Below are 6,014 nucleotides of genomic sequence, written 5' to 3' on the forward strand. Positions count from 1 at the left end.
GCAGATGTCGCTTCGTGGGAAGATCCGCAAGCTCGCCGTGATCGTCGCCGTGGCCGGTGCCGTGGTGGCGGTCCCGACCTCGGCCATGGCGGGGGGCTTCGCTCCGACGCAGTCGGAGGGGCAGAGCCTGGAGTCCGGCTCCGCGGGCGTCGGCCTGTTCGGCCCGCACGCCACCTGGTTCAACTTCGCCGAGCACGGCGAGAGCGACTGCGGCTGCTGATCCCCTCCGCACCCCGAGCCCGGAGGCCGTCCGTCGGCCTCCGGGCTCACCGCTGTCCGGCGGCTGCGGGCTCCGGCAGCTTCGCGGCGCGGGCCCCGGTGCCCCGGACCGCCGCCCGCTCCCGCAGCTCCTTCAGCACCGCGATGTCCATCGCGTGCCCGGTGCCGTCCCCGCCGTGCTTGCGGTCCGGGGTCTCCACCACCAGCGGCACCCCGGCCGTCTCCGGGTGCTCGAACAGCTCGCGGAACGGCTCGGCGCCGATCATCCCGGCGCCGATGTTGGCGTGCCGGTCCTTGCGGGCGCCGACGACGTCCTCGGAGTCGTTGGCGTGGATCAGCCGCAGCCGGCCCGGCCCCGCGGCGGCGGCCAGGGCGTCCAGGGCGGCCGTCACCCCGCCCGGCTCCGCCAGGTCGTGCCCGGCGGCGAAGGCGTGGCAGGTGTCCAGGCAGACCCCCACCTTCGGGTGATGGTCCAGCGCCTCCATGTACGCGGCCAGCTCCTCCAGCCGCGAGCAGAGCGAGCTGCCCTGCCCCGCCGTCGGCTCCAGCAGCAGCCAGGGCGCGTCGTCGCCGAGCCCGTCCAGCTCCTCCAGCAGCGGCCGGACGTCCGACCGGACCTGCGCCATCGCCTCGGCCCGGCGCGAGCCGCCGCCGGGCGCGGTGCCGACCGCCGAGCCGGTGTGCAGGACGACGCCGAGCGCGCCGATGGCGTGGCCGCGGCGCAGCGAGTGCCGCAGCGAGTCGGCCGAGCGCTCCCGGGTGGCCGGGTTGTTCGAGCCGAAGTTGATCAGGTACGGGGCGTGCACCCAGGCCGGGACGCCCCGCTCGGCGCAGGCGGTGCGGAACTCCTCGTCCTGCGCCGGGTTGCCCGGGGGAGTGGCCCAGCCGCGCGGGTTGGCCACGAACACCTGGACCGTCTCCGCACCGACCCGGCCCGCGTACGCCAGGCCGGTGCCGGCCAGCCCGCGACCGGCCACCGGGACGTGCGCGCCGATCGGGTTGCGGAGGGCGGCGACGGACGGTACGGGTGCGGTGGTCATGGCCCCGAGCATGCCACGGGCCCGGCCCCGGTCGTCGGGCGGGCCGGTTCGGGAGGTCCGGCAGCCCGGCTCCCGGCGGCCCGAGGAAAAGGTTCTCTGTGCTCGATCGAGTGAATCCCGCCTGGAAACCGGGGGCCGTGCCGCCCGCATCCGTCACGATCCGGGACCAGAGGACCGCACGACCACCGAGGAGGCAGCCGTGACCACCGCCGAGCCGGCCGAGACCGTCGACCTGCGTGCCGACCACCTGATCCGCGACCCCTTCGCCGCCTTCGCCGACCTGCGCGAGCGCGCCCCGCTCGCCCGCGCCACCATCCCCGGCGTGGAGCCGTTCTGGATCGCCGTCCGCTACCAGGACGTCCGCACCGTGCTGTCCGACCCGCGCTTCGTCAACGACGTGAACGCCGTCGACGGCCCCGTTCCCGACCACCTGACCGCAGACCGGCCCGCCGCCGATGGCCCGACTCCCGACGGGACCGCCACACCCGTCCCCGTGCACCGCACCGAGCAGGTCTGGCGCGCTCGGGGTATGCCGCCCGAGTGCGCGCAGTACCTGCGCGCCGGGGTCTTCGCCGCGGACGGCGCCCGGCACCGCCGGATGCGCGGTCTGGTGCACCCGGCCTTCACGGCCGGCGCCGTGGAGCGGCTGCGCCCCCGGATCGAACGGCTCGCCGAGGAGTACGCCCGGGCGCTGCCCGACCATGCCGACCCGGACGGCGTGGTCGACCTGGTCGCGCACTTCGCGTACCCGCTGCCCGTCACGGTGATCTGCGAGCTGCTCGGCATCCCCGAGTCCGACCGCCCGCAGTGGCGCCGCTGGAGCTCCTACCTCGGCCGGGGCGCCGGGCCCGGCCTGGACGAGGCGTTGCGCGCCATGGTCGCCGCCGCCCGCTCGCTGGTCGAGCTCCGCCGGGGCGAACCCGCCGACGACCTGCTCTCCCGACTGGCGGCCGCGGAGGGCGACAGCCTCGCCCCGGTCGAGACCGTCTCGCTGATCCTCAACCTGGTCGTGGCCGGGCACGAGACCACCGCCACCCTGATCGGCAACGGTACGGCCGCGCTGCTCGCCCACCCCGAACAACTGGAGCTGCTCCGGGCCGACCCGGGCCGGCTGCCCGCCGCCGTCGACGAGCTGATGCGCTGGTGCGGCCCGACGATCGGTGGGGTGCCGCGCTACGCGACGGAGGACCTCACGCTGGCCGGCACCCTGGTCCGCAGGGGCGAGGCGGTGATGCCGATCCTGGCCGGAGCCAACCACGACCCGCGGGCCTATGCCGAGCCGGATCGCCTGGACATCTGCCGGGCGAGCACGCCGGACCGCGCCGGGCACCACGAGGCGCACCTGGGCTTCGGGCACGGCACCCACCGCTGCCTGGGCGCGGTGCTGGCGCACCAGGAAGCGGTGGTCGCCTTCGAGACGCTGCTGCGGACGTACCCGGAGTTGGCGCTCGCGGTCGGTCCGGAGGCCGTCGAGCGCGGACCGAACCCGGCAGCCTGGCACCTCGCCGCGCTGCCCGTCCGCCTCGGGCCGCAGGCCCCGGCCCGGGCAGCGGCCGCCGGCTGAGCCGGTCCACCGGGCCGCACGTACCCGACGCACCCGCCGCCCGGACACCCCCGAGACACACCCCGACGCGCCCGACCGCCGCCCGCGGTCGGGCGCGTCGCGCTGTCCGCCCCTCCCGACGTCCTCCCGCCGCCCGCGGTCCCCGCGCGCCCCGCCCGACCGCCCGCTGCCGCGCCACGCCGGGCCCGTCCCACCCCTGGTCGACGCCCCGTCAGCCCCGCAGCCCAGCCCTGGTGGCGGGCCCACCGGGCCGCCCGTAGCGTCGACACGGCCGCATCCACCGGCCGTCACCGCCCGCGCACAGCGCGTCAGCCCCACCGCTGGACCGAGCGGAAGACCACCGCACCCGTACGAGCGCCGCGCGCGCCGAAAGGAAACAGGTCACCACTCATGCCCACGCGACGGGTCCACCACCTCGCCGCGGCCACCGCCGCCGCCACCGCCCTGACCACCGTCCTCACCTCGCTGGCCGCCGCCCCCGCGGCCCATGCCGCCCCCCGCTTCCCGCTGCACTTCGTCCAGCCCGGCGAATCGATTCAGCAGGCCGTCGACGCCGCCCGGCCCGGCGACACCGTCCAACTGCTCCCCGGCACCTACCAGGGCAGCGTCCGCATCACCACCCCCCGCCTCACCCTGCGCGGCTTCGGCGACGAGAGCGTGATCACCCCCGGGGACGGCGGCGAGAACGCCTGCGCCACCGCCGGGCACGGCATCTGCGTGGTCGGCACCGAGGAGGACCCGCTGTCCGACGTCAGGATCGACAGCCTCGCCGTCACCGGCTTCCGCAAGAACGGCATCGACGCCAGCGGCACCACCCGCCTGACCGTCCGCGGCACCTACGTCCACGACAACGGCCAGCAGGGCATCAGCCAGGAGATGTCCACCCGGGCCGTCATCCGCGGCAACCGCTCGGCCGACAACGGCCAGTCCGGCGTCTTCCTCGCCAACTACGCCTACCGCGAGGGCGGCTCGCCCGACACCGGCGGCACCGTGGTCGAGGGCAACGAACTGACCGGCAACCGGGTCGGCGTCACCGTCCGCCGGCTGCGCGGGCTGGCGGTCCAGTCCAACGGGATCAGCGGCAACTGCGCCGGCGTCTTCGTGGTCGGCGACGAGGGCGTGCCCCGCGCCGGGGACCTCGACGTCCGGGACAACTCCGTCATCGGCAACAACAAGTTCTGCCCGGCCAACCCGCGCCTGGGCGCCATCCAGGGAGCCGGCATCGTCCTCACCGGCACCGAGGACACCCGGGTGACCGGCAACGAGGTGCGCGACAACACCGGCACCTCGGACTTCTCCGGCGGCATCGTCCTGTTCAAGAGCGTCGTCGGCGTCGCCAACGCCCGCGCCGTGATCGCCGACAACGAGCTGAGCGGCAACGGTCCGGCCGACCTCGCCGACCGCGACTCCGGCACCGACAACACCTTCGCCCGCAACACCTGCGGGCGCTCCGAGCCGGCCGGCCGCTGCTGAGCCCCGGTACCCCCTCGCCGCCCGCCGCCGCACCAGGAACTCCCCAGGACCCGAGGAAACCCAGCCATGACCACCGCACCCGTCCATACCAGCCCCCAGGCCGCGATGCGCCTGCGCGAGCTCGTCTTCGGCGCCGCCTGCGCCGCCGCCGTCCGCGCGGCCGCCCGGCTCGGTGTCGCCGACGTGCTCGGCGACACCCCGGCCACCGTGACCGACCTCGCCGTCGCCCTCGACACCGAGCCCCGCCAACTGCGCCGTCTGCTGCGCGCGCTCGCCTGCTACGGGCTCTTCGCGCAGAGCGGCGACGACCGCTTCGAGCACACCGAGATGTCCCGGCTGCTGCGCGAGGACGCCCCCAACTCGCTGCGCTACATCTCCCTCTGGTGCACCGAGCCGTGGACCTGGGAGGCCTGGCCGAAGCTGGACGAGGCGGTCCGCTCCGGCCGCAACGTCTTCCCCGACCTGTTCGGCAAGGAGTTCTTCGACTACCTGCACAGCGACGCGGGCGACTCGGCGAAGGTCTTCGACAAGGCGATGACCACCTCCAGCCGGCAGTCCGCCGAGGACTTCGCCGACTACCTGGACCTCACCGGCATCGACTCGGTGGCGGACATCGGCGGCGGCCAGGGCCACGTGCTCGCCAGCCTGCTGGAGAAGCACCCGGCGCTGCACGGCACCCTGCTCGACCTGCCCAAGGTGGTGGCCGGCGCCGACCCCCGGCTCCAGGACGGCGGCGCCTTCTCCGCCCGGGCCCGCCTCGTCCCGGGCGACTGCCGGATGGAGATCCCGGTCCGCGCCGACCTCTACATCATCAAGAACATCCTGGAGTGGGACGACGACAGCACCCGCCGCACCCTCGCCAACGTGGTGAAGGCGGCCGGCTCCGGCGCCCGCGTGGTGGTGGTGGAGAACCTGGTCGACAACAGCCCCTCGATGCGCTTCACCACCGCGATGGACCTGATGCTGATGCTCAACGTGGGCGGTGCCAAGCACTCCGAGGAGAGCATGGTCGGGCTGATGGCGGAGGCCGGACTGGTGGTCACCGCGGTCAACCCGGTCAACCCGTACCTGCACGCCTTCGAGGCCGTCGTGAGCGGCTGAGCCGACCCCGCACACCTCCGTACGACGAGAACGACCGTACGACCAGAACGACCGCCGGCCCCCGGAACATCGGGGGCCGGCGGTCGTCGTGCGCGGGCCGGGTCAGGCGGGGTGCGAGGACTCCAGGTGGGCGAAGACCACCACGTTGTCCAGGTAGTCCCGCCGCTTCTTGTCGTACGCGCCGCCGCAGGTGATCAGCCGGAGCTGGGCGTCGGGGGTCCTGCCGTAGACCCTGGCGTCGGGGAAGGCGTTCTTGGCGAAGGTCTCCACCGAGTCCACCGAGAACACCGCGACCGTCCCGTCCGCGCGGCTCACCTCGACCTTGTTGCCCGGCAGCAGGAAGCTCAGCAGCAGGAACACCGCCGGGCCCTTGGTGGTGTCCACGTGCCCGGCCAGCACCGCGCTGCCGCGCTCGCCCGGGGTGACGCCGTCCCGGTACCAGCCGACCAGGTTCTTGTCGTCCGGCGGCGGCGCGTCGAGCTGGCCCGCGGGGTTGAGGGCCAGCTCGGTGAACGGCGCGTCGACGGCGATCTGCGGGATCCGCAGCCGGGTCGGCTTGGCGCGTTGGAGCGCCGGCGCCCCCGGGGCGGCGGCCGGGGCCGCCGGGTCCGGGGCTG

At 75.0% G+C, this 6,014-nt stretch carries 6 protein-coding genes; 4 read left to right on the top strand and 2 right to left on the bottom strand.

Going from position 1 to position 6,014, the window contains the following annotated elements; all coding sequences use genetic code 11:
- Positions 1–4 precede the first annotated feature (4 nt).
- Positions 5–220 carry a hypothetical protein gene (locus tag ACFCY1_RS20100; protein ID WP_049652123.1) on the top strand — a complete coding sequence of 72 codons (216 nt, stop codon included), beginning with the start codon at positions 5–7 and terminating at the stop codon, positions 218–220.
- Between the two features lie 46 nt (positions 221–266).
- Here the strand turns inward: ACFCY1_RS20100 and ACFCY1_RS20105 are convergent, their stop codons facing one another.
- A complete protein-coding gene (locus ACFCY1_RS20105; RefSeq protein ID WP_375875423.1) occupies positions 267–1,259 on the bottom strand; it encodes a deoxyribonuclease IV in 993 nt (330 codons plus the stop codon).
- A 199-nt stretch (positions 1,260–1,458) separates the two neighbouring features.
- Between ACFCY1_RS20105 and ACFCY1_RS20110 the strand changes: the two genes are divergently transcribed.
- The 3 genes from ACFCY1_RS20110 (at position 1,459) to ACFCY1_RS20120 (ending at position 5,397) form a co-directional block, all read left to right on the top strand.
- On the top strand, positions 1,459–2,823 hold the full coding sequence (locus ACFCY1_RS20110) for a cytochrome P450 (RefSeq protein WP_375875424.1): 1,365 nt from the start codon (positions 1,459–1,461) through the stop codon (positions 2,821–2,823).
- Positions 2,824–3,213: 390 nt separating this feature from the next.
- Entirely contained in the window at positions 3,214–4,296 is a 1,083-nt protein-coding gene (locus ACFCY1_RS20115) for a nitrous oxide reductase family maturation protein NosD (protein WP_074004526.1), read from the top strand.
- Between the two features lie 66 nt (positions 4,297–4,362).
- On the top strand, positions 4,363–5,397 hold the full coding sequence (locus ACFCY1_RS20120) for a methyltransferase (protein WP_375875425.1): 1,035 nt from the start codon (positions 4,363–4,365) through the stop codon (positions 5,395–5,397).
- 102 nt (positions 5,398–5,499) lie between these two features.
- Here the strand turns inward: ACFCY1_RS20120 and ACFCY1_RS20125 are convergent.
- Positions 5,500–6,014, bottom strand: a 515-nt coding sequence (locus ACFCY1_RS20125; protein WP_375875426.1) for a class F sortase, incomplete at its 5' end; no start/stop codon positions are given.

This window comes from Kitasatospora sp. NPDC056273, assembly GCF_042268845.1.
GTDB lineage: Bacteria > Actinomycetota > Actinomycetes > Streptomycetales > Streptomycetaceae > Kitasatospora.

Coding starts and splice junctions, on each gene's coding strand:
- ACFCY1_RS20100 (WP_049652123.1), top strand. CDS start 5: ATGTCGCTTCGTGGGAAGATCCGCAAGCTCGCCGTGATCGTCGCCGTG.
- ACFCY1_RS20105 (WP_375875423.1), bottom strand. CDS start 1,259: ATGACCACCGCACCCGTACCGTCCGTCGCCGCCCTCCGCAACCCGATC.
- ACFCY1_RS20115 (WP_074004526.1), top strand. CDS start 3,214: ATGCCCACGCGACGGGTCCACCACCTCGCCGCGGCCACCGCCGCCGCC.
- ACFCY1_RS20120 (WP_375875425.1), top strand. CDS start 4,363: ATGACCACCGCACCCGTCCATACCAGCCCCCAGGCCGCGATGCGCCTG.